General features: G+C 54.4%; 19 protein-coding genes. 14 read left to right on the forward strand and 5 right to left on the reverse strand.

The features are described from left to right. Window positions 1-37 precede the first annotated feature (37 nt). Window positions 38-2227, reverse strand: coding sequence for an HD domain-containing phosphohydrolase (locus tag H7R76_RS09780; RefSeq protein ID WP_182967634.1), 2190 nt, complete (start codon window positions 2225-2227; stop codon window positions 38-40). Between the two features lie 289 nt (window positions 2228-2516). Here H7R76_RS09780 and H7R76_RS09785 point away from each other — a divergent pair, with 289 nt between their 5' ends. Continuing rightward, complete coding sequence (locus H7R76_RS09785; protein ID WP_106927853.1) at window positions 2517-3155, forward strand: RpiB/LacA/LacB family sugar-phosphate isomerase; 639 nt, start codon at window positions 2517-2519, stop codon at window positions 3153-3155. Window positions 3156-3209: 54 nt separating this feature from the next. Here the strand turns inward: H7R76_RS09785 and H7R76_RS09790 are convergent, their stop codons facing one another. Then, entirely contained in the window at window positions 3210-4637 is a 1428-nt protein-coding gene (locus tag H7R76_RS09790; RefSeq protein ID WP_106927851.1) for an MFS transporter, read from the reverse strand. A 210-nt stretch (window positions 4638-4847) separates the two neighbouring features. Here H7R76_RS09790 and azuC point away from each other — a divergent pair, with 210 nt between their 5' ends. Beyond that, window positions 4848-4937: a stress response protein AzuC gene (azuC, locus tag H7R76_RS09795; RefSeq protein ID WP_015963980.1), complete on the forward strand. Its 90-nt coding sequence runs from the start codon at window positions 4848-4850 to the stop codon at window positions 4935-4937. An 80-nt stretch (window positions 4938-5017) separates the two neighbouring features. Beyond that, window positions 5018-5269, forward strand: coding sequence for a DUF2766 family protein (locus H7R76_RS09800; RefSeq protein ID WP_064544613.1), 252 nt, complete (start codon window positions 5018-5020; stop codon window positions 5267-5269). 74 nt (window positions 5270-5343) lie between these two features. Here the strand turns inward: H7R76_RS09800 and H7R76_RS09805 are convergent, their stop codons facing one another. Continuing rightward, window positions 5344-5850, reverse strand: a complete 507-nt coding sequence (locus H7R76_RS09805) for a non-heme ferritin-like protein (protein ID WP_106927849.1) — start codon at window positions 5848-5850, stop codon at window positions 5344-5346. Window positions 5851-6482: 632 nt separating this feature from the next. Here H7R76_RS09805 and H7R76_RS09810 point away from each other — a divergent pair. The 4 genes from H7R76_RS09810 (at window position 6483) to araH (ending at window position 10897) form a co-directional block, all read left to right on the forward strand. After that, on the forward strand, window positions 6483-7040 hold the full coding sequence (locus H7R76_RS09810; protein ID WP_106927847.1) for a DJ-1/PfpI family protein: 558 nt from the start codon (window positions 6483-6485) through the stop codon (window positions 7038-7040). 303 nt (window positions 7041-7343) lie between these two features. Then, on the forward strand, window positions 7344-8324 hold the full coding sequence (locus H7R76_RS09815; RefSeq protein ID WP_106927845.1) for an arabinose ABC transporter substrate-binding protein: 981 nt from the start codon (window positions 7344-7346) through the stop codon (window positions 8322-8324). Window positions 8325-8387: 63 nt separating this feature from the next. Beyond that, window positions 8388-9902 (forward strand): L-arabinose ABC transporter ATP-binding protein AraG, encoded by a 1515-nt coding sequence (araG, locus tag H7R76_RS09820; protein ID WP_182967636.1) that lies wholly within the window; start codon window positions 8388-8390, stop codon window positions 9900-9902. A gap of 14 nt (window positions 9903-9916) precedes the next feature. Then, the gene (araH, locus tag H7R76_RS09825) at window positions 9917-10897 is read left to right on the forward strand and encodes an L-arabinose ABC transporter permease AraH (RefSeq protein ID WP_182930406.1); all 981 of its coding nucleotides are present in this window, start codon (window positions 9917-9919) and stop codon (window positions 10895-10897) included. Between the two features lie 94 nt (window positions 10898-10991). On the opposite strand, the gene uspC is transcribed toward araH, so the two are convergent. Further along, window positions 10992-11411 (reverse strand): universal stress protein UspC, encoded by a 420-nt coding sequence (gene uspC, locus H7R76_RS09830; protein ID WP_182967638.1) that lies wholly within the window; start codon window positions 11409-11411, stop codon window positions 10992-10994. A 790-nt stretch (window positions 11412-12201) separates the two neighbouring features. Here uspC and flhD point away from each other — a divergent pair. The 6 genes from flhD to cheW all read left to right on the forward strand — a co-directional run bounded on the left by flhD (window position 12202) and on the right by cheW (window position 17631). After that, complete coding sequence (gene flhD, locus H7R76_RS09835) at window positions 12202-12552, forward strand: flagellar transcriptional regulator FlhD (RefSeq protein WP_197974856.1); 351 nt, start codon at window positions 12202-12204, stop codon at window positions 12550-12552. After that, complete coding sequence (gene flhC, locus H7R76_RS09840) at window positions 12549-13133, forward strand: flagellar transcriptional regulator FlhC (RefSeq protein ID WP_182967944.1); 585 nt, start codon at window positions 12549-12551, stop codon at window positions 13131-13133. Before flhD ends, flhC begins: the two co-directional genes overlap by 4 nt. 122 nt (window positions 13134-13255) lie before the next feature. Beyond that, window positions 13256-14149: a flagellar motor stator protein MotA gene (gene motA, locus H7R76_RS09845; protein WP_064544632.1), complete on the forward strand. Its 894-nt coding sequence runs from the start codon at window positions 13256-13258 to the stop codon at window positions 14147-14149. After that, complete coding sequence (motB, locus tag H7R76_RS09850; RefSeq protein ID WP_106927833.1) at window positions 14146-15072, forward strand: flagellar motor protein MotB; 927 nt, start codon at window positions 14146-14148, stop codon at window positions 15070-15072. Before motA ends, motB begins: the two co-directional genes overlap by 4 nt. A gap of 4 nt (window positions 15073-15076) precedes the next feature. Then, entirely contained in the window at window positions 15077-17104 is a 2028-nt protein-coding gene (gene cheA / locus H7R76_RS09855; protein ID WP_106927831.1) for a chemotaxis protein CheA, read from the forward strand. Between the two features lie 23 nt (window positions 17105-17127). After that, a complete protein-coding gene (cheW, locus tag H7R76_RS09860) occupies window positions 17128-17631 on the forward strand; it encodes a chemotaxis protein CheW (RefSeq protein WP_182967640.1) in 504 nt (167 codons plus the stop codon). Between the two features lie 88 nt (window positions 17632-17719). Here the strand turns inward: cheW and H7R76_RS09865 are convergent, their stop codons facing one another. Further along, on the reverse strand, window positions 17720-18982 hold the full coding sequence (locus H7R76_RS09865) for a dicarboxylate/amino acid:cation symporter (RefSeq protein WP_182967642.1): 1263 nt from the start codon (window positions 18980-18982) through the stop codon (window positions 17720-17722). 273 nt (window positions 18983-19255) lie between these two features. Here H7R76_RS09865 and tar point away from each other — a divergent pair, with 273 nt between their 5' ends. Further along, window positions 19256-20908, forward strand: coding sequence for a methyl-accepting chemotaxis protein II (gene tar / locus H7R76_RS09870; RefSeq protein ID WP_182930407.1), 1653 nt, complete (start codon window positions 19256-19258; stop codon window positions 20906-20908). Window positions 20909-20912 lie beyond the last annotated feature (4 nt).

Genomic DNA, 20912 nt, shown 5'->3' on the forward strand with positions numbered 1-20912 from the left:
GGCAGCCAATCCTTTGAATAGTCGCCAGATCCAGGTGTTAATCCGTTTGTGACTCATAAATAGCCTGGAACTGCAGATGCAGCTGGCAAAACAGCTTGACCAGCGAAGGGTCAAAATGACTTCCGGCGCTGCTGACGATAATTTCGTAGGCCCGCTCGTGGGAAAAGCTCGGCTTATAAACCCGCTTTTGCCGCAGCGCATCGTAAACGTCAGCAATGGCCAGAATTCGGGCTTCAATCGGAATGGCCTCACCGGCCAGCCCGTCCGGATAACCGCTGCCGTCCCACTTTTCGTGATGGTGGCGGATCAGATTTTCCGCCACCGAGCCCAGCGCCAGGCCCTGAACGATGCGCCAGCCCTTAACCGAATGCTGCTGAATTTCTCTGAACTCGTCCTCCGTCAGTTTACCCTGCTTATGCAAAATATGTTCGGGAACGGCGATTTTGCCGATATCGTGCAGCGACGCGAAATTTTCGATATCGCGAACCCGCTTATACGGAAGCTTAAGCCCACGAGCCAGCAGGCTGCAGTAAGCGGCAACGCGGCGAATATGGCAGCCGGTTTCATCATCATGAACGTGGTTAATTTTCTCCATTGCTTCGACAATGCTGCGGTTGACGGCGCGATGTTTGTTCATATGACGCCACATCATCAGCATCAGGCTGAGAATAAACACCACCAGCACCAGCAGGCCAGCGCTCACGATTTGTAATGCATTTTTGCTTAGCGCACCCGGGGTGGCCGGGGGCGTGGACGATGGCGTCAGCTGATGGCGATAGCTGGAAATCAGGTGTACCTGCGACAGCAGCGCGTTCAGCGGATGTTCGATGTTGACCCAGGTCCCGATCTGATAGCCGGAGTGGGTGAGTCCGGCCACCTTCAGCGCACCGCGGAACAGATCGCTGCCGCGTAGCGCCTGCTCCAGCGAACTCAAGTCGCCGAGGATAAAATCGATTTGATGATTATCAATGGTATCCAGCAGCTCGTCGATGCTAGCGCGGGCGACAAGCGTCACGTCGGTACCAAAACGCTGGCGCAGGTAATAAGCGGCGAAGGAACCACGGATAACACCAACCCGCTGATGGCGTACCTGCTCCTCATCGAGGATAAACGGCATCCCGACCTTGTTGTAGTAGGCGTTGTACCAGTTGACCAACGGACCAATCAGCCCCTCCATCTGACTGCCGTTGCGAATATCAAAAATATCGGCAAGGTGAATTGGCCAGTCTTCATTCTGCATGCGAACCATATAGTTATCGAGAAACTGCACGTCGACGTCAATGTTTAACAGGTCGCGTAGATCATTCACCATGTTAATGGCACTGCCGTGATAGCCCCGCTCGTCTTTCCAGATAATTGGCGCAAAATTTTCATTTTTCGGCAGCGGAATCGTCAGCCGGTTCTCTCTAAGCCAGCTTTGCTCGGCAGGCGTCAGCGTAAGGTGCTGTCGCAAAAACATCAGTTGGCTCTGCTCTTCTAATGCCTGTAGCCTGCCGTTTTGTCGCCATTCATTGAGCAACTGATTCACGTTGCCGCGCATGTAGCTTTGTTCCGGGCTGATGCCGAAAGCGGCGCTCAATCGCAGTGCAGGGAAGGGGCGGGAAAGGGTGAAGTAGTAATGCGGGCCGCCCATTTCCCGGTCTTCGTTGATATAGAAGTCGGCGCCGCCGCTGCGCAGGATCTGCAGCGCCTCTTTGCTGGTATCAACCTCAATGATTTGCTGTAGTTCAAGCGTGGGGTAGGCTTTTTTCACCAGCGCCTGGGTGCGATCGTGGCGGCGGAAGATAACGCGTGTGTTATTGAGATCGTTAGGGTTCTTAGCCTGACGGGTGATGCTCACCGCGACGACTTCAGTATCAAACAGCGGCACGGAGAGCGTCTTATTTTCAGCGTTCGGTTTGGTTTGCAGCACGCTGGTATAGAGGCCATAGTCATGGTGTGCAAAACGCTTTTCGAACGTTTGGCCATCGACAGGGCGCAGGGTGAGATTGTAGCCATAGCGCGCATTGATGGCATGCAGCAGTTCGGGGTAAAAACCGCGGTACTGCCCGTGGCTATCGCGCCAGAATTCAAAGCTGTCGGCATCCAGCACCCACACGGGAACGGGCGCCGCGGGTTTGACCTTCTGCGGCGGGACGGCAAACGCCCGCAGTGTGCAAACGAGTAACAGGGTCAGTAGAACAAGGAGACCCAGCCCGTGTCGAAAAATTCGGCAGTTCTGTGTCACAAGTCAGTTCCTTTGCAGTGACTATTCTATCCATTTAATAGCTGATCTAGCTCCGGGGTTCTCATAACCCCACCCCCAGTTTAGTCGACCAAATGGCCTGATGACAGTAAATAAAATCGGGGTTATGTAATGATTTTTATCCGCCTGAACGCGCAAAAGTGTGACCGTCTCAATAAAAAATAAAACCATTTTTCATAAAATTTGAAAGTGCGTTTGTCTAGTAGTAAGGTTACCCCAACGTAATCGAACGACTGCGGGCGCTCCCGCGTAGCTTTCAGGAGAGGAAAGAATGAAAATTGCACTGATGATGGAAAACAGCCAGGCCAGCAAAAACGCGACCATTCATCATGAGTTAAAAGCCGTTGCCGATGAAAAAGGCTTCCCGGTATACAACGTGGGCATGTGTGATGAAAACGATCACCACCTGACCTACATTCACCTGGGTATCATGGCCAGCATCCTGCTGAACTCGAAAGCGGTAGATTTCGTAGTAACCGGTTGTGGCACCGGCCAGGGCGCGCTGATGTCCCTGAACATTCACCCGGGCGTTGTCTGCGGCTACTGCCTGGATCCGGCAGATGCCTTCCTGTTTGCCCAGATCAACAACGGTAACGCGCTGTCTCTGGCCTTCGCGAAAGGTTTTGGCTGGGGCGCAGAGCTGAACGTACGCTACATGTTTGAAAAAGCGTTCACCGGCCGTAACGGCGAAGGCTACCCGCCGGAGCGTAAAGAGCCGCAGGTTCGTAACGCAGGCATCCTGAACCAGGTGAAAGCAGCGGTCGTTAAAGAAAACTACCTCGACACCCTGCGCGCTATCGACCCGGCGCTGGTGAAAACCGCCGTTTCCGGTCAGCGTTTCCAGGAATGCTTCTTCGAAAACTGCCAGAACAAAGAAATCGAAGCCTTTGTTCGTGAGATCCTGGCGTAAGCCTGAATCTTTCTGTTTGACCAAAAACCCACGCCAAGGCGTGGGTTTTTTCGCTTAAGAGGGCTTCCTTTTCTGCGATACCGCGCTGCCGGCGTCCCGCGTCAGGTGCAATGTATCGAACATGCCAACCAGGCAAATCAGCGCAATAAAGACAAAGGCGAGGCGGAAGCTGATGCCCGGCACCTCGCTCAGCGCCAGCGTCGCGCTTAACTTCTCGCCGATGCGGATGCCAATCGCCCCGAGCGTAATACCAAGGCCAATGGCTAACTGACTGGCGGTGCTGAACAACGTATTGGCGTAGCTCATCTGGGAGGACGGGACGTCGGCAAATGCCAGCGTGCTGACGCCGGTAAACTGGATCGAGCGGAACACGCCGCCGAGATAGAGCACCAGCATAATGACCCAGACCGGCGTCTGCGGCGTCAGGAAAGCACAGGCAAGCAGCGCCAGCACATTCAGCGAACCGTTGAGCAGCAGCAGGCGGCGAAAGCCCAGCCAGCGTATCAGCGGCGTAGTGGCGGGTTTGATCGTCAGGTTGCCTACAAACACCGCCAGCACCAGAAGGCCGGAGTGGAACGGGTCCATACCGAACCCAACCTGGAAGAGTAGCGGCAGCAGAAACGGTACGGCGCTAATGGATGCGCGGAACAGCGAACCGCCGTACATCGTGACGCGAAAGGTGGGGACCTGCAGCGCATCCATGCGGATCATCGGCGCCGGGCTACGGCGAAAATGGCGCAGCGCATAGCAGAAGGTGGCCCCACCGACGATAAGCAGCGCGATGACCGTCCAGCCCTGCATTTTTTCGGCGCCAAGCATCTCCATCGCATACACCAGGCTCACCATCGATACCGAGGTGGCCAGGAAGCCCGGCAGATCGAATGGACGACGCTCATCGTCGCGAACGTTGGGAATAATGCGCAGCGCCAGAATAATCGCAATAATGCCGAGCGGAACGTTAATAAAGAAGATCCAGCGCCAGTCGGCGACCTGGGTAATAAATCCGCCCAGCGGCGGCCCGATAATGGGCGCAATCAGCGCGGGCCAGGTGAGCGTGGCAATCGCCGAGATCAGCAGATGCTTTGGCGTGGTGCGCAGTACCGCCAGTCGGCCAACGGGGACCATTAACGCGCCGCCAACGCCTTGTAGAATACGCATTGCCACGAAACTGTGGGCGCTGGTGGCGAGGCCGCAAAATACCGAGGAGACGGTGAAAATAGCCAGCGCCAGGCTGAAGATAGTACGGGCCCCGAAGCGGTCGGCTATCCAGCCGCTGGCGGGAATCAGTACCGCAAGGGTGATCAGATAGGCGCTGATACCGATATTCAAATCGACGGCTTCAACGCCAAAGGTTTTCGCCATATCCGGCAGGGCAGTGGCAATCACCGTCCCATCAAGAAACTCCATAAAGAACGCACCGGCCACCAGCAGCGCGGCAGGGGATACCCCGCGTGTTGCCTGGGCCTGGAGAGGCTCATTCATTGTTGTGTTACCCTATCAAAAAAATGCGTAAAATTTACAAATTTTGTAGAAGTTGTAAGTAACAGATTTTAATAACAAAATTTATATAAATTTAACGCGATGCACCAATTTTATGTGATATAAATCGCAAAATGGTTGATTTTTGTGACGGCGGTCATATTATGTACGTAAAGACAATAACATCTGCATAACAAAAACCGGAGCATTCACATGAAACAGCGTATGCGTAAAATCCTCAAAAGCATGTTTGAAAACTATTGCAAGACTTTCAAAGACGTACCGCCAGGCGCTATGTTCTGATAAAAAAACCTGCTGCGGCAGGTTTTTTTATCTTTCGCAAAAGTAGGGTACTATTACGCTCCGCAAAAAAGGAGCAAAAAATGTCTCAGAACCTGACCCCTAACGATGAGCTGGTTTCCGACGTCGTCGCCTGCCAGCTGGTCATCAAACAGATCCTCGACGTGATTGATGTGATTGCCCCGGTAGAAGTGCGCGAGAAAATGGCGACTCAGCTGAAGGCCATTGATTTCACGACGCATCCGGCAGGGGCTGACCCCGTGACGCTACGGGCGATTCAAAAAGCGATCGCGCTGATTGAGCTGAAGTTTACGCCGCAGGATGCGACGCATTAATGCCTGTCTGATGGGTTCAGGCACGCGTCCTGAAAACAGAAACAACAAGGGCGGCCATAGCCGCCCTTGTTGCATTATGATGGCTGCCGTTTATTCACGATGTTCAGCAGGTGGCGGTCGGTTTGCTGGATGCACAGGCCCGCTTCACGCGCGCTGCGCACCTCATCCAGAATGGTCTTCAGCAAGATACCATCCTGTTGCTGTTCTTCTTCCAGCGTATTGAGGAAGCTCAGGGTGTTATCGTCTTGAAGCACTTTTGCCTGTTCAGTAAGTTCCGACAGCGTTGAGCTACGCTGATCGTGGTCTTCAATTGTTGTCAGGAAAAGATCTTCGAGGGTTGCACATTTAGCCTGGCGAATTTCGAAGGCTTTCACCACCGGGTAAGCGCCGGCTTTCTTGATAAAATCAAACACGCGCATCATTTGCGTGACGCTGGACTGCGCGCGCGAACGTAAGAACGTCGCAGTGCCATTTAGTCGATGTTCTGAACACCACTCGCTCAAACGCAAATAATGATTAGATGCATGGAATTCGAGATTCATCTGAGCATTAAGCTTTTTAACCATTCCTGGAGCTGCCATATAAATATCCTTATTACTGGTAGGAACGATACGCGTGACATCGCATAGTTCTAAATAGCCGCTAACCATGCGCTATTTACGCGTTTGAATGTGACGACATATTACCTGTCGTCTTCAATCATGAACGCAAGATATAAACCTTCTTTAGTTCACAAAAATAATACTCTGAGTTTGCGTATAAGAAAACTCTTATGACTCGCTTTTTACGTTTCGTTACAACCTATATTAAAGTGGAGGATAATTATCAAGAAATTCCGTCGTAACACCATGAATAATATTAAGTATAAGGCTTCTCTCTTGAGTCGTTAAGACGGGGTTGAACGCGAAGATGTTTGTTGCATTGATAATGAATAAAAGTGTGATGAATATCTCATTTATCCGCCCGTGCCGAACGTACACATAGGCGCGATACGCAATATTTGTTATGAATGGTGTATGGCAAGTAATATTCCCCATTTATATATCATGATATGTACCTGGACCTCAGATATTAGAATGTGGGTAAATTTGTTTTAGATCATTTTTGATAATGACCGACGAGGGGATTATGTTCGCCGGCATGACATATGTGCATAATCCCTCTTTATTTCTCGTTCGGGGGGATGCGTTAATTTAAATTCACAGGAGTTATAATGAAACAGGTTGCCGTACTGCTGGCCCCAGGGTTTGAGGAAGGGGAAGCGATTGTCACTATCGATATTCTGCGTCGCTTACATATTGGCGTTGAGCTGGTGTCGTGCGCAGAGTCGCGGGCTGTGGTGAGCTATCACGATATTCCGATGGTGGCTGACGCCACGCTGGCAGAGCGTCTTGATACGCTGTACGACGCGGTTGTGCTACCGGGGGGGCCGCAGGGAAGCGTGAATCTGGCAGCAAGCAAAGACGTTGTCCGGTTTGTGGCGAACCACGATGCCGCAGGCAAATTCATTTGCCCGATCTGCTCAGCCGCCGCGCGCGTACTCGCCGGAAACGATTTGCTGAAAGGCCGCCGCTACGTGTGCTCTGGCGACCTGTGGCAGGACGTCAAAAACGGTGAATACGTTGATGCACCGGTTGTTGAAGATGGCAACCTAATCAGCGGTAAAGGCTTTGGCCATGTGTTTGATTTCGCCTTTACCGTAGCGGCGCGCCTGCTGGGCGATGAAGCGCCGGTACGCGATCACGCCGATCACATCTATTATCGCTGGTAATTCATCCTGCCCTGTGGCGGAAGGGATTTTCACGCTATCAATATAGATAAAATAGCTATTTCCCTGCGCGAATTGTCAGACAATTCGCGCAGCAGATATGTATTTATCTGCTGAATCTATGCATCACATCACTGTAATTCAGCGGTGTGATGGCGCTCTCTTATGGAAGATTAATTCCTGGCTATTAATGTTTCAACAACGTTAATGCTGTTAATGACACAGCTAATACTTTGTTTTATGTCCGATTTAAATCGTTGGTCTGATTTTTCCCTACATAAAAGAACATTAAGGCTGGAGTTAACCATGCACAAATTTACCCACGCGCTGGCGGCCATCGGGCTGGCAGCCGTTATGTCACAATCAGCTATGGCCGAGAATCTTAAGCTCGGCTTTCTCGTCAAACAGCCGGAAGAACCGTGGTTCCAGACGGAATGGAAATTTGCCGATAAAGCGGGCAAAGACCTCGGCTTTGACGTCATTAAAATTGCCGTACCTGACGGCGAGAAAACCCTTAATGCGATTGACAGCCTGGCGGCCAGCGGCGCGAAAGGCTTTGTTATTTGTACACCAGACCCGAAGCTGGGGCCCGCTATTGTTGCCAAAGCGCGCGGCTATGATATGAAAGTGATCACCGTCGACGATCAGTTCGTCAACGCCAAAGGCAAGCCGATGGAAGAGGTCCCGCTGGTCATGATGGCGGCGAGTGAAATCGGTGCTCGTCAGGGCCAGGAGCTGTATAAAGAGATGCAAAAGCGCGGTTGGGATATCAAAACCACCGGCGTGATGGCCATTACGGCCAACGAACTGGATACCGCACGTCGCCGCACGACGGGCTCAATGGATGCGCTGAAGGCCGCCGGTTTCCCGGAAAAACAGATCTATCAGGTCCCGACCAAATCTAACGATATCCCCGGTGCGTTCGACGCCGGTAACTCGCTGCTGGTACAGCACCCGGAAGTGAAACAGTGGCTGGTTATCGGCATGAACGATAACACCGTGCTGGGCGGCGTTCGCGCCACGGAAGGTCAGGGCTTTAAAGCGGCTAACGTTATCGGTATCGGGATTAACGGCGTAGATGCCGTCAACGAACTGTCGAAAGCGCAGGCTACCGGTTTCTTCGGCTCCCTGCTGCCAAGCCCGGATATCCACGGCTATAAAACCAGTGAGCTGCTGTATAACTGGGTACAGAAAGGTGCTGAGCCGCCGAAATTCACGGCGGTGACCGACGTGGTGCTGATTACTCGCGATAACTTCAAAGAAGAGCTGGCGAAAAAAGGCCTCTAAGTCCTGATGGTTCTCCTCCCGCGTGCGCGGGGGGAGAGGGATCGTGTCAATGTGGAGGTTGCGATGCAACAGTCTACCCCTTATCTCTCCTTTCGCGGTATCAGCAAAACGTTCCCCGGCGTTAAGGCCCTGTCCGATATCAGTTTCGACTGCTATAGCGGGCAGGTGCACGCGCTGATGGGGGAGAACGGCGCCGGAAAGTCGACGCTGTTGAAAATACTCAGCGGTAACTATGCCCCGACGGCGGGCACGCTGGCGCTGCGCGGCGAAGAGATTTCATTTGTCGATACTACCGCGGCGTTGAACGCGGGTATCGCGATTATTTACCAGGAACTGCATCTCGTCCCGGAAATGACCGTGGCGGAAAATATTTATCTGGGTCAGCTGCCGAGCCGCGGCGGGATGGTTAACCGCAAGCTGCTGAACTATGAAGCGCGTCTCCAGCTCGAACATCTGGGGCTGGATATTGACCCGGACACCCCGCTTAAGTATCTGTCTATCGGCCAGTGGCAGATGGTGGAAATTGCTAAGGCGCTGGCGCGTAACGCCAAGGTGATTGCCTTTGACGAACCGACCAGTTCGCTTTCCGCCCGCGAAATAGACAACCTGTTTCGGGTGATCCGCGAACTGCGTAAAGAGGGGCGAGTCATCATCTATGTCTCGCACCGCATGGAAGAGATCTTTGCGCTGAGCGACGCTATTACGGTGTTTAAGGACGGCCGCTATGTCTGCACGTTTGACGACATGATGGCGGTCAGCCATGACCGGCTGGTACAAGCGATGGTCGGGCGCAATATTGGCGACATCTACGGTTGGCAGCCTCGCCCGCACGGGGCAGAGCGGCTGCGTCTTGAACAGGTGAAAGCGCCGGGCGTGCGTACGCCGATTTCGCTTACGGTCCGCAGCGGCGAGATCGTTGGCCTGTTTGGGCTGGTGGGGGCCGGGCGCAGCGAGTTGATGAAGGGGATATTCGGCGGTTCCAGGATCACCGGCGGCGAGATTTACATCGACGGCCAGCGGATAACCATTGATAAACCGGCGCAGGCGATTCGTGCGGGTATGATGCTGTGCCCGGAAGACCGCAAAGCGGAAGGGATCATGCCGGTGCATTCGGTGCGCGACAATATCAACATCAGCGCCCGCCGCAAGCACATCCACGCTGGGTGCCTTATCAACAATGACTGGGAGGCCACCAACGCCGACCACCACATCCAGTCGCTCAATATCAAAACGCCTGGGGCCGAGCAGCTGATTATGAACCTTTCCGGGGGCAATCAGCAGAAGGCTATCCTCGGGCGCTGGCTGTCGGAGGAGATGAAAGTGATCCTGCTCGACGAGCCGACGCGCGGCATTGATGTTGGTGCGAAACACGAAATCTACAACGTGATTTACGCGCTGGCGGCTTCTGGCGTGGCGGTGCTGTTTGCTTCCAGCGATCTGCCGGAAGTGCTGGGCGTTGCCGATCGGATCGTGGTGATGCGCGAAGGGGAGATCGCCGGCGAACTGTTGCATGAGAGCGCCAATGAACAACAGGCGTTAAGCCTGGCTATGCCTAAAGTCAGTCAGGCGGTCGCCTGAGTAAGGAGATTATGATGTCATCTGTTACAACGCCGGGCGCCCAACGCGCGTCGCTAAGCTTTAGCCGCATCTGGGATCAGTACGGCATGCTGGTGGTCTTTGCGGCACTTTTCGTCTGCTGTGCGATTTTTGTGCCGAATTTTGCCACCTTTATCAACATGAAGGGCCTGGGGCTGGCGATTTCCATGTCCGGGATGGTGGCCTGCGGCATGCTGTTCTGCCTTGCTTCGGGGGATTTTGATCTGTCGGTCGCGTCGGTGATTGCCTGCGCCGGGGTGACGACAGCGGTGGTCATTAACATGACCGAAAGCCTGTGGATCGGCGTCTTTGCCGGGCTGCTGCTGGGGGCCGTGAGTGGATTGGTGAACGGTTTCGTGATTGCGAAGCTGAAAATTAACGCGCTGATCACCACGCTCGCGACGATGCAAATTGTGCGTGGGCTGGCCTATATTATTTCCGACGGCAAAGCGGTGGGGATTGAAGACGAACGTTTCTTCACGCTCGGCTACGCCAACTGGCTCGGGCTACCGGCACCTATCTGGCTGACGGTGGGCTGTCTGGTGATTTTTGGTCTGCTGCTTAATAAAACCACCTTTGGTCGCAACACGCTGGCCATCGGCGGTAACGAAGAAGCGGCGCGGCTGGCCGGGGTTCCGGTGGTACGCACCAAGATTATTATCTTTGTGCTCTCCGGGCTGGTGTCGGCGGCGGCGGGGATTATTCTGGCCTCACGCATGACCAGCGGCCAGCCGATGACCTCAATAGGCTATGAACTGATCGTCATTTCCGCCTGCGTGCTGGGCGGCGTATCGCTGAAAGGGGGGATTGGTAAAATCTCTTACGTGGTGGCCGGGATTTTAATTCTGGGCACCGTGGAGAATGCGATGAACCTGCTGAACATTTCGCCGTTCTCACAGTACGTGGTGCGTGGTCTGATTCTGCTGGCAGCGGTGATTTTCGACCGTTACAAGCAGAAGGCTAAGCGGACCGTATAGCGTTCACTCCCGTCACGATGGGGTATGACAGATGCTGGTGATGTCCCTGCATGCGGCGCTGTTGTACCCCGTCGGCGGCGAGAAGTTTGATTTGTTACAGTGTCACCAATAAGACATCTACGCCGCTGTTACCCACGATGCTTTTTGCCGCGCAGGTGGCGCGTGAAAAGAAACTTTGGTTATGGTTCCCGCAGATAACCAGGTCAACCTGGTGCTTTTTGCTGAATGCGCTAATGTGCTCACCAAGCTCACCCGATGCAATTTGCGCTTTCCAGATAGGGTAATCAACGGCCTCGGCAAGACTGCGCAAAAAATGCTGGGTCTCTTCCTGCATCAGCTCGCGCAGGCTTTCCAGCATCGGCGCAGCTAGCTGATTATACATTTCCGGGTCGGTGGCCAGGGTTATCAGACTCACGCGGGCCTGGGTCGGCCGGGCGATATCCACCGCTTTGCGAAGCAGGGCGTGGCTTTCCGGGGTTGGCGCCACGGCAACCAAAAGATGTGAGTAAGACATCAGACCTCCTTGCTCGAATAATACGCACTCTCTTCTTAATCTCTTACTCTTTTTGCCTGACCCTCGCAAGTGATATAGCGAATACTTATGACGATATATTAACCAAATACATTAGCATTCTTTATGCTAATTATTGATTAAAAGCTACGCAGTTTCTATCCGCGTCACGTGATGTTTTATGTAATCAATATGGTTATTTAATATTTTATTTTTGCTGAAACAATGTTAACTAAAGGTAAATTACATGCAAATGAATATGCTGCAAATGATTCATTGTTTCAATTTATTGAATTTACGATGAATTTTGTATATCGAATGAAACTATGATCTGTGATAATTCTTTCGTCATTGGCTCGCGTAAAGTTGCCCGTCCCCTGCGGTTGTTTAATAGTTGGGGTGAATGAATATCCATCAATCAGGAATAAAACAGCGTTTTGATTGGTTAATTATTGTTCAAAATACAACAATGACTGATGGATAGAGAATAAAAATAGGCTTTGATTTTGTGATACAGATCACATAAATTTCACATTAACAGCGAAGTAACATTGTATGTGTCACATCTGGCGAGTAAAGTTGCGTCGAATTAGGAAAAATCTTAGTAAATTGTAAGAAATGTTTAGATGTGTCGGGCCATGCGGTCAGAACGTTACCCGGCAACGAGACAGAAGATTCACCTAATCGGCTATGCATTTCGACCGATTTTTTTTTATCGGGCCTTGCCCGACGACATCACGGGGTATGCGGATTGTCCGCATAAAGTACTAATTGGTTATTCGGGATGGGGAAAATGCATACATCCGAGTTGCTAAAGCACATCTATGACATCAACTTGTCTTATTTGCTCCTTGCACAGCGTTTGATCGGTCAGGATAAGGCTTCAGCCATGTTCCGCCTCGGTATTAACGAGGATATGGCGAAAGTCCTCGGGGAACTGACGCTCCCCCAGATGGTGAAGCTGGCCGAAACAAATCAATTGGTCTGCCAGTTCCGTTTTGATGATTCCCAGACCATCACCCGCCTGACGCAAGAATCACGCGTTGACGATTTACAGCAAATCCATACCGGTATTCTGCTGTCCACCCGACTGCTGAATCAGGCCAGTAACTCAGGCGAACCTGCCCGTAAGAAAAGGGCCTGACGATGAGCGAAAAAAGCATTGTTCAGGAAGCCCGCGATATTCAGCTTGCGTTGGAGCTGATTACTCTGGGCGCTCGTTTGCAGATGCTGGAAAGCGAAACTCAGCTCAGCCGTGGTCGGCTGATTAAGCTCTATAAAGAACTTCGCGGCAGCCCGCCGCCGAAGGGAATGCTACCGTTTTCCACGGACTGGTTTATGACATGGGAGCAAAATATCCACTCTTCCATGTTCTGCAATGCCTGGCAGTTCTTACTCAAAAGTGGGCAATGTTCTGGCGTTGACGCCGTGATCAAAGCCTACCGTCTGTATCTTGAGCAGTGCCCGCAACAGGATGCCGGGCCGCTGCTGGCCCTGACGCGCGCGTGGACGTTAGTTCGCTTCGTGGAAAGCGGCATGCTCGAACTCTCCAGCTGCCATTCCTGCGGCGGTAACTTCATTACCCACGCTCATCAGCCCGTTGGCAGCTTTGTATGCAGCTTGTGCCAGCCGCCATCTCGTGCCGTAAAAAGACGTAAACTTTCCGAGGATCTTGCCGATAGTAATCCACAACTGCTGGATGAACAGATAGGGCAAGCTGTTTAACCTCACACGGTGTGGACAAAACACTCCAGCAGCGGCCTTAGGGCCGCTGCTTTTTTTTACCCGTGCGTTGGTGACATTGCTCATCTGTCTCCTCTCTTAGTCAACAGTGGAAGGATGATAGCGTGCTTATCTTAATAGGTTACCTGGTTGTTTTGGGGACAGTTTTCGGCGGCTACATGATGACCGGCGGACACCTTGGAGCACTGTATCAACCGGCCGAGCTGGTTATTATCGGCGGGGCGGGGGTTGGCGCTTTTATCGTGGGCAACAACGGCAAGGCTATCAAAGGCACGTTGAAAGCGCTGCCTTTGCTGTTCCGTCGCTCGAAATACACCAAAACGATGTATATGGATTTGCTGGCGCTGCTGTATCGCCTGATGGCGAAGTCGCGTCAGCAGGGGATGTTCTCGCTCGAGCGTGATATTGAAAACCCGAAAGAGAGCGAAATTTTTGCCAGCTATCCGCGCATTCTCGCCGACACGGTGATGCTGGAATTTATCGTCGATTATCTGCGCCTGATCATCAGCGGCAACATGAACACCTTCGAAATTGAAGCGCTGATGGATGAAGAGATTGAAACCCACGAAAGCGAAAGCGAAGTGCCGGCCAACAGCCTGGCGCTGGTGGGCGACTCACTGCCGGCATTCGGTATCGTGGCGGCGGTAATGGGGGTAGTGCACGCATTAGGTTCTGCCGACCGTCCGGCGGCGGAGCTGGGGGCGCTGATTGCCCACGCGATGGTCGGTACCTTCCTCGGGATCCTGTTGGCCTACGGTTTTGTCTCGCCGCTGGCCAGCGTGCTGCGCCAGAAGAGCGCGGAAACCACCAAAATGATGCAGTGCGTGAAAATTACGCTGCTGTCGAATCTGAACGGCTATGCACCGCCGATCGCCGTTGAGTTCGGTCGTAAAACGCTCTACACCAGCGAACGTCCGTCGTTTATTGAGCTTGAAGAACACGTCCGCGCGGTGCGCAACCCGGCGGGGCAACAGCAAACGACCACCGAGGACGCATGAAGAACCAATCGCATCCGATTGTCGTCGTCAAACGGCGCAAACATAAATCTCACGGCAGCGCCCACGGCTCGTGGAAAATTGCCTATGCCGATTTTATGACGGCGATGATGGCGTTTTTTCTGGTGATGTGGCTGATTTCCATCTCCAGCCCGAAAGAGCTGATTCAGATAGCCGAATACTTCCGTACGCCGCTGGCAACCGCCATCACCGGCGGTCAGCGGATGGCCAGCAGCGACAGCCCGATTCCCGGCGGCGGTGATGATGTCACCCAGCAGCAGGGCGAGGTGCACAAGCAGCCAACGATTGATGATCTGAAAAAACGCATGGAAACCAACCGGCTGAAGCGCATACGTGGCGAGCTGGACCAGCTTATTGAAGCCGATCCGAAGCTGCGCGCGCTGCGCCCGCATCTGAAGATCGATCTCGTGCAGGAGGGGCTGCGAATTCAGATTATCGACAGCCAGAACCGGCCGATGTTTAAAACCGGCAGCGCAGAGGTAGAACCGTATATGCGCGATATCCTGCGGGCGATTGCGCCAGTACTGAATGAAATTCCCAATAAAGTCAGCCTCTCCGGGCATACGGATGATTATCCGTATGCCACCGGCGAACGGGGCTACAGCAACTGGGAGCTGTCGGCGGATCGCGCCAACGCGTCGCGTCGCGAGCTGGTTGCCGGCGGGCTGGATGACGGCAAAGTCTTACGCGTCATCGGGATGTCTAACTCGATGCGCCTATCAGAGCACGGCGGCAACGATGCGATTAACCGTCGCATCAGCCTGCTGGTGCTCAATAACCAGGCTGAGCAGGCCATTCTCCATGAGAATGCCGAGAGCCAGAATGAACCCTTAAGCGTTTTACAGCCGCCGACAAACTCGTCACCGGCGGCCGGTACGACGACGCCACAACCCGACTCGAGGTGATAGCGTGAGCATGGATATCAGCGATTTTTATCAAACATTTTTTGATGAGGCCGACGAGCTGTTGGCCGACATGGAACAGCATCTGCTGGATCTGGTGGTGGATGACCCTGACGCTGAACAGCTGAATGCCATTTTCCGCGCAGCGCACTCCATCAAGGGTGGCGCGGGGACCTTTGGCTTTTCCGTTCTTCAGGAAACCACTCACCTGATGGAGAACCTGCTGGATGACGCCCGTCGCGGGGAAATGAAGCTCAGCACCGATATTATCAACCTGTTTTTGGAAACCAAAGATATTATGCAGGAACAGCTCGACGCCTATAAAAGCTCCACCGATCCGGATGCAGCCAGCTTCGAATACATCTGCAATGCGCTGCGTCAGCTGGCGCTTGAGGCAAAAGGCGAAAGCGTTCCGCCGGTGGCCGGCAGCGCCCATTTGAGCGTGGTCGACAATCACGTGCAGGAAGAAGAGGCCGTGATTGAGGCCGCCGATGCCGCGGGGAAAACGCAGATTACGCTTTCCCGTCTGAAGGCCGGTGAGCCGGATATGCTGGAAGAGGAGTTGGGGAACCTGGCGACCCTAAGCCAGGTGCAAAAAACGGCCGACTCTCTGACCGCGGTGCTCGACAGCAGCGTAGATCCGGACGATATCGTCGCGGTGCTGTGCTTCGTCATTGAAGCCGATCAAATAGCCTTCAGCACCGTCTCGACGCCCGAAGCGGTCGTGCCCGCGACGCCGCCGGCGGTAGACGCGGTGGCGCCTGCGCGAGTGGCCGCTGCGCCCGTGGCGCTGGTTTCCGCCGCCGCACCGCGCGTTGAGCGTGAAAAACCGGCTGCGCGCAGCAGCGAGTCAACCAGCATTCGCGTGGCGGTTGAAAAGGTCGATCAGCTGATTAACCTGGTGGGTGAGCTGGTCATTACCCAGTCGATGCTGGCCCAGCGTTCCAACGCGCTCGATCCGGTTTCACACGGTGATCTGATCACCAGCATGGGGCAGCTTCAACGCAATGCGCGCGATCTGCAAGAGTCGGTGATGTCTATCCGCATGATGCCGATGGAGTATGTGTTCAGCCGCTTCCCGCGCCTGGTGCGCGATCTGGCCGGCAAACTCGGCAAGCAGGTAGAGCTGACGCTGATGGGCAGCTCTACCGAACTCGATAAGAGTCTGATTGAACGCATTATCGATCCGTTAACCCACCTGGTTCGTAACAGCCTCGACCACGGTATTGAACTGCCGGAAACGCGGCTGGCGGCGGGAAAATCCGCCGTGGGCAACCTGATTCTTTCCGCCGAACATCAGGGCGGTAATATTTGCATCGAAGTCACCGACGACGGCGCGGGGCTGAACCGCGAACGTATTCTGGCCAAGGCGCTGTCGCAGGGGATGGCGGTCAGCGAGAGCATGACCGATGAAGAAGTCGGCATGCTGATTTTCGCGCCGGGCTTCTCAACCGCTGAGCAGGTAACCGACGTCTCCGGGCGCGGCGTTGGCATGGACGTGGTGAAGCGAAATATCCAGGAGATGGGCGGCCACGTTGAAATTAAGTCTAAACAGGGCGCAGGCACCACCATCCGCATTTTGCTGCCGCTGACGCTGGCGATCCTCGATGGCATGTCGGTGAAGGTCAACGAAGAGGTGTTTATCCTGCCGCTCAATGCGGTGATGGAGTCGCTGCAGCCGCGCGAAGAGGATCTGCACCCGCTAGCGGGCGGTGAGCGCGTGCTGGAAGTGCGCGGTGAATACCTGCCGCTGGTTGAACTGTGGAAAGCCTTCGATGTGCAGGGGGCGAAAACCGAAGCCACGCAGGGGATTGTGGTCATCCTGCAAAGCGCGGGCCGCCGCTATGCGCTGCTGGTCGATCAGCTGATTGGTCAGCACCAGGTGGTGGTGAAAAACCTGGAAAGCAACTATCGCAAAGTGCCGGGCATCTCGGCGGCGACCATTCTTGGCGACGGTAGCGTCGCGCTGATTGTTGACGTCTCGGCACTGCAGGGACTGAATCGTGATAAACGTCTGGCGAACACAGCCGCCTGAAACGCAGAGAAAAGGTAGAAAACATGACCGGTATGACGAATGTAACAAAGCTGGCGGGTGAACCGACAGGGCAGGAATTCCTGGTATTTACGCTGGGTAACGAAGAGTACGGCGTCGATATTCTGAAGGTGCAGGAGATTCGCGGTTACGATCAGGTCACGCGCATTGCTAACACGCCCGCGTTTATAAAAGGGGTCACCAACCTGCGCGGCGTGATTGTGCCGATTGTTGACCTGCGGGTGAAGTTCAGCCAGGAAGACGTGGAATATAACGATAACACGGTCGTGATCGTGCTGAATCTCGGCCAGCGCGTGGTGGGTATTGTGGTCGACGGCGTTTCTGACGTACTGTCGCTGGCGGCGGAGCAGATTCGCCCGGCGCCGGAGTTTGCCGTGACCCTCTCTACCGAATATCTCACCGGGCTGGGCGCGCTGGGCGATCGCATGCTGATTCTGGTCAATATTGAGAAACTGCTCAACAGTGAAGAGATGGCGCTGCTGGACAGCGCAACGATTCACGCCGCCTGATGAGAGACGGGCCCGTCGTATTGTGACGACAGGCCCGTTGCTTGCTACACGGCGATTGTCCAGCCAGACCCAGAGGTCTGGCTTTTATTTACCCGTTCTGCTGTACCACTTGCGGCTCTTCCTGCGCCAGCAGGCCTTCATTCTGCGACAGCATGGCCGTCGCGACGCCGTTGCCAAGCACGTTAATCGCCGAACGTCCCATATCGAGGAAATGGTCAATCCCCATCAGCAGCAGGATGCCCGCGACCGGAATATTGAAGCTTGGGATGGTGGCTGTCAGCACGACCAGCGCCGAGCGCGGTACCCCGGCAATTCCTTTCGATGCCAGCATCAGCGTCAACATCAGTACCGCAATCTCAGAGAAGCTGAGGTGGATGTTATACGCCTGAGCAATAAACATTGAGGCGAAGGAACAGTAGACCATCGAGCCCACCAGGTTAAAGGAATAGCCGATCGGCAGCACGAAGGACACGATATTGCGTGAGCAGCCAAATTTGGTCAGCTGTTCGAGCGTTTTCGGGTAGGCGGCTTCTGAGCTGCTGGTGGTAAAGGCCACCAGTACCGGATCTTTGAGCATGCTGAGCAGGCGGAAGACTTCTTTTTTCAACACCATATAGCCGATAGCCACCAGTACGCAGCAGGTCAGCACGATAGCCACATAGTAGCCGCCGATAAACGAGGCATAGTTAAGCAAAATGCCCAGCCCTTCGGTTGCAATGACCGACGAGATGGCGGCAAAAATGGCCAGCGGCGCAACGTACATCACGTAACCGGTCACCTTCAGCATAATGTGGGAGACCACGTCCAGCGCGGCAACCAACGGTGCGTTGAACTTCTGACCGAGCGACGCGCCGCCGATGCCGAAGAACATCGAGAACACCACGATCTGCAAAATCTCGTTATCGGCCATCGCGCCGACGATGCTGGTCGGGATGGTATGCGACAAGAAGCCTTTCAGGCTCATACCGCTGACGGCCAGACCGGTGTCGACCGTATCTTTCGGTATCGCCAGATTCAGGCCCGCGCCCGGATGCTGTAGGGTGACGATAAACAGCCCCACCAGAATCGACAGCACCGATGAGCTGATAAACCAGACCATGGCCTTACCACCGACGCGGCCAATGGTAGACGTTTCGCCAAGCTTCATGATGCCGACCGTCAGGGTGCTGAACACCAGCGGTGCAATCACCATTTTAATGAGTCGGAGGAAAATGTCAGTCAGGAGAGTGATGTTGCTGGACCAGACTTCGATAGTCTGAGTTGATGCATAAGAATGGATCATTGCGCCGGTGAGAATCCCCGCCAGCATAAAAATCACGATAAAAACCGTGAGTTTGTTTGCGTTTGCCACAAAAAATACCCCGTCAGATTACGAATATGCCCTGCGATGAAAAATGATTTTTTAGTTATGTAATGTCATCAATTCATTCACTACATAAATTGTATGAAAGCGGGGGGATTTACAACTTTTTTTTATATTTTATAAAAAGCGTTGTGATTCAGTGACTCGCCGGCGCTGCGCTTTCGTGCCCGTGAGGGCGGACGATTTTTACCCCGCGCGCGCATAAAGTTTCTATTTGGGATGCCGATAACACCGAATAACAAGTCATAGAGAAGGTGTTGTATGTTAAACCGTATCCGCGTTGTCACGCTGCTGATGTTGGTGCTGGTCGTCTTCGCACTTTTGCAGTTGGTCTCCGGAGGATTTCTGTTCTCCTCGCTCCAGCAAAACCAACAAAGCTTTGCGCAATCTAACACTCTTCGTACGCAACAGGCTGAACTCACCAAAGCGTGGGATCTGCTGCTGCAAACCCGCATCAACCTGAGCCGGTCCTCGGCGCGGATGATGATGGACGCCACTAATCAGCAGAGCAGCGCCAAAACTGAACTGCTGAAGAATGCGCGCACCACGCTTGCGCAGGCGGACAGCCATTTTGCTCGCTTCAGCGCGCTGCCGGCGCAGGCTGAAATGCACGATGCCAGCGCCCAGGTGAGCGCCGCATATCAACGTTATTTTGCTGCGTTACAGGAGCTGGTGGGCTTCCTGGAGGCCGGCAATATGGACGCCTATTTTGCCCAGCCGACGCAGGGGATGCAGAACGCGATGGGCGAAGCCATGAACCAGTACGCTTCGCAAAGCGAAGCGCTCTACCAGCGCGCCTTTACCACCAGCAGCAGCGACTACCAGATAGCTCGCTGGCAGCTGGCGATTCTGGCCGTGGTGCTGGTGATTGTGGTGGTCGGCGCCTGGTTTGGTATTCGCGCCATTTTACTTAAGCCGCTGGCTGCGGTAATGGGGCACATCCGGCAGATTGCCGCCGGGGATCTGACGCCGCGTCTGAGCCTGCGCGGGCGCAACGAAATTACCGAACTGGCTGACACCGTGACGCATATGCAGAGCTCGCTGATTGATACGGTGACCCATGTGCGTGAAGGGGCGGTGGCTATCTATCACGGCACCAGCGAAATTGCGGCGGGCAATAACGACCTGTCTTCTCGCACCGAGCAACAGTCGGCTGCGCTGGAAGAAACGGCGGCCAGCATGGAACAGCTGACGGCTACGGTGAAACAGAACGCCGAAAATGCCCGTCAGGCATCCCATCTGGCACAGAGCGCTTCCGAGACCGCTCTGCACGGCGGCAGCGTCGTCAACGGCGTGGTCAACACCATGCACGAGATTGCCGCCAGCTCGCAAAAAATTTCCGACATTACCGGCGTCATTGACGGCATTGCTTTCCAGACCAACATTCTGGCGCTGAACGCTGCCGTCGAAGCGGCGCGTGCGGGCGAACAGGGACGCGGTTTTGCGGTGGTGGCCGGTGAGGTACGTAACCTCGCCAGCCGCAGCGCACAGGCGGCAAAAGAGATCAAAGCGCTGATTGAAGACTCGGTCTCCCGCGTCGAAACCGGCTCCGCGCAGGTGGAAACCGCTGGGGAAACGATGACCGATATCGTTAATGCGGTGACGCGCGTGACCGACATCATGGGCGAAATCGCCTCGGCCTCTGACGAGCAGAGCCGCGGTATCGACCAGGTGGCGATCGCGGTTGCCGAGATGGACAGCGTCACGCAGCAAAACGCCTCGTTGGTGGAAGAGTCCGCCTCGGCCGCCGCGGCGCTGGAAGAGCAGGCTGAGCGCCTGAATCAGGCCGTCGCCGCCTTTCGTTTAAACGCTGCCGCGCACAGCAGCGCGCCAGCGTCGGCACCGGCGGCGCGCGCGTTGGTCGCTAACAAACGCCAGGCGTCGGTCGCCGAAAGCAACTGGGAAACCTTTTAATTTT

It is taken from the genome of Klebsiella sp. WP8-S18-ESBL-06 (assembly GCF_014169755.1).
Lineage (GTDB): Bacteria > Pseudomonadota > Gammaproteobacteria > Enterobacterales > Enterobacteriaceae > Kluyvera > Kluyvera ascorbata_B.

Coding starts and splice junctions, on each gene's coding strand:
- H7R76_RS09815 (WP_106927845.1), top strand. CDS start 7,344: ATGCACAAATTTACCCACGCGCTGGCGGCCATCGGGCTGGCAGCCGTT.
- uspC (WP_182967638.1), bottom strand. CDS start 11,411: ATGTCTTACTCACATCTTTTGGTTGCCGTGGCGCCAACCCCGGAAAGC.
- tar (WP_182930407.1), top strand. CDS start 19,256: ATGTTAAACCGTATCCGCGTTGTCACGCTGCTGATGTTGGTGCTGGTC.
- motB (WP_106927833.1), top strand. CDS start 14,146: ATGAAGAACCAATCGCATCCGATTGTCGTCGTCAAACGGCGCAAACAT.
- araG (WP_182967636.1), top strand. CDS start 8,388: ATGCAACAGTCTACCCCTTATCTCTCCTTTCGCGGTATCAGCAAAACG.
- H7R76_RS09810 (WP_106927847.1), top strand. CDS start 6,483: ATGAAACAGGTTGCCGTACTGCTGGCCCCAGGGTTTGAGGAAGGGGAA.
- H7R76_RS09785 (WP_106927853.1), top strand. CDS start 2,517: ATGAAAATTGCACTGATGATGGAAAACAGCCAGGCCAGCAAAAACGCG.
- H7R76_RS09790 (WP_106927851.1), bottom strand. CDS start 4,637: ATGAATGAGCCTCTCCAGGCCCAGGCAACACGCGGGGTATCCCCTGCC.
- H7R76_RS09800 (WP_064544613.1), top strand. CDS start 5,018: ATGTCTCAGAACCTGACCCCTAACGATGAGCTGGTTTCCGACGTCGTC.
- flhD (WP_197974856.1), top strand. CDS start 12,202: ATGCATACATCCGAGTTGCTAAAGCACATCTATGACATCAACTTGTCT.
- araH (WP_182930406.1), top strand. CDS start 9,917: ATGTCATCTGTTACAACGCCGGGCGCCCAACGCGCGTCGCTAAGCTTT.
- cheW (WP_182967640.1), top strand. CDS start 17,128: ATGACCGGTATGACGAATGTAACAAAGCTGGCGGGTGAACCGACAGGG.
- H7R76_RS09805 (WP_106927849.1), bottom strand. CDS start 5,850: ATGGCAGCTCCAGGAATGGTTAAAAAGCTTAATGCTCAGATGAATCTC.
- azuC (WP_015963980.1), top strand. CDS start 4,848: ATGAAACAGCGTATGCGTAAAATCCTCAAAAGCATGTTTGAAAACTAT.